Origin of the sequence: Magnetospirillum fulvum MGU-K5 (assembly GCF_000442515.1) — a bacterium.
GTDB lineage: Bacteria > Pseudomonadota > Alphaproteobacteria > Rhodospirillales > Magnetospirillaceae > Phaeospirillum > Phaeospirillum fulvum_B.
Map to the genome: position 1 here is coordinate 1 of NZ_AQPH01000147.1, position 1,971 is coordinate 1,971.

The 1,971-nt window shown below is 65.7% G+C and carries 3 protein-coding genes; all 3 read left to right on the top strand.

The window, feature by feature from the left end:
* Positions 1 to 639 (top strand): ABC transporter substrate-binding protein (locus tag K678_RS17265; RefSeq protein ID WP_021133773.1); only part of this gene is annotated, 639 nt, incomplete at its 5' end.
* A 2-nt stretch (positions 640 to 641) separates the two neighbouring features.
* Positions 642 to 1,490: an ABC transporter permease gene (locus tag K678_RS17270; RefSeq protein ID WP_021133774.1), complete on the top strand. Its 849-nt coding sequence runs from the start codon at positions 642 to 644 to the stop codon at positions 1,488 to 1,490.
* A gap of 4 nt (positions 1,491 to 1,494) precedes the next feature.
* The coding region (locus tag K678_RS17275; RefSeq protein WP_021133775.1) for an ABC transporter ATP-binding protein at positions 1,495 to 1,971 on the top strand (477 nt) is incomplete at its 3' end.

A 1,971-nucleotide genomic window follows, 5' to 3' on the forward strand; every position in this document is an offset into this window, starting at 1 on the left:
TGGACCGCGTTGCTGACCCAAGGCGGGTCGCCGATCCACACCGTCGCCGACCTCAAGGGCAAGCGCATCGCCGCGACCCGAGGCACCGATCCCCACGTCTTCCTGATCCGCTCGCTGGCCGAAGCCGGTCTGACTGAAAAGGACGTCAAGGTAGTGCTGCTCCAGCATCAGGACGGCCGTCTGGCCCTGGCCAAGGGCGACGTCGATGCCTGGGCCGCGCTTGACCCGCTGTTCGCCCAGGCCGAGTTGGAAGACGGCGCCCGCATCTTCCATCGCAATGCCGACCTGAACACCTGGGGCGTGCTCAACACCCGCGAGGCCTTTGCCACCGAGCATCCCGAGCTGGTCGAAAAGGTGATCGCCGCCTATGAAAAGGCCCGCGCCTTCTCGATCGCCAATCCGGCCGAGTTGAAGAAGATCATTGTCGAGCAGGCCAAGCTGACCGATGCCGTTGCCGCTCGTCAGTTGGAGCGGACCGATCTGTCGACCGCCGCGATCGGTGACCGCCAGCGCAAAACGATCGAAGCCGCCGGTCTGGCCCTGCAACAGGCCGGCGTGATCGCCGCCGATGTCGATGTCCCCGCCACCGCCCAGGCCCTGATCGAGCCGTCGTTCGGCGCTAAACTGGGCGTCAAATAGCGATGTCGAGCGAGGCGATAAACGCCGGAACCACGCTCGCCGCCTCCTCCGGGACGGCGAGCGATCCTCGGCCCGGGCGGTGGTCGGCCTCCGCCCGGCAATTGATCGGCTTCATCCTGCCGGTCGGGCTGGCCTTGACCTGGGAAGTGCTGGTCGCCCTCAAATGGGCCGACGGGCGCTTGCTGCCGACACCGTCAAAGGTGATCGCAACCCTGGTGGGGCTGGCCCAATCCGGCGATCTCGGCAACCACATCCTGGCGACGCTGCAACGGGTCGCGCTGGGCTTTTCCTTCGGCGTCATCGCCGGAACCCTGTTCGGCGCGATCAGCGGCTATTGGACCCTGGCCCGCCGCGTGATCGACCCGACGCTTCAAGCGCTACGCAACATCCCGTCGATTGCCTGGGTCCCGCTGTTCATCCTGTGGTTCGGCATTTTCGAAACGTCAAAGGTGATCCTGATCGCGGTCGGCGTGTTCTTTCCGATCTATCTCAGCCTGTCGGGCGCGATCCTCGGGGTCGACCGCAAGCTGGTCGAGGTCGGCCGCATCTTCCGCTTCAGCCATCGCGAGATGATCACCCGCATCCTGCTGCCCGCCACATTGCCGACCTACGTCATCGCCTTGCGCTCCGGGTTGGGGCTGGGCTGGATGTTCGTGGTGGCGGCCGAATTCATGGGAGCGGAACAGGGGCTGGGCTTCCTGCTGATCGACGGTCAGCAAACCGGACGCCCAGCGGTTATTCTCGCCTCGATCACCGCCTTCGCCTTGCTGGGAAAGCTGACCGACTGGCTGCTGGCGTCAGCGTCTGCCCGGTTCCTGACCTGGCAGGATTCCTTCAAACCGGCGGAGTAGACCGATGCTGACCATCACCACCGTCGACAAGCGCTATCCCAACGGCACCCTGGCCTTGTCCGGCCTGAACCTCACGGTCGAAGAAGGCGAAATCGTCGCCATTCTCGGCGGATCGGGCTGCGGTAAAAGCACCTTGCTGCGGCTGATCTCGGGCCTGGACAAACCGTCACGGGGCCATCTGGCCCTGGACGGTACCCCGATCCTGGGCCCCCGCCCGGAAATCGGAATGGTGTTCCAGGAACCCCGGCTGATGCCGTGGCTGACGATCGGCGAGAATGTCGCCTTTGGCATCCGCCACCTGCCCCTGGCTGAATGGGCCAGCCGCGTGTCCGTGGCATTGGACCGGGTCGGTCTGTCCAGCCACCAGAGCCATTGGCCGCGCGAATTGTCGGGTGGTCAGGCCCAGCGGGTCGCCCTGGCCCGCGCCCTGGTCGGTCGGCCCAAGGTCCTGCTGCTCGACGAGCCGTTCTCGGCCCTGGAT

Bases quoted from the DNA above. Each gene is read 5' to 3' on its own strand.
- K678_RS17270 (WP_021133774.1), top strand. From the start codon at position 642: ATGTCGAGCGAGGCGATAAACGCCGGAACCACGCTCGCCGCCTCCTCC.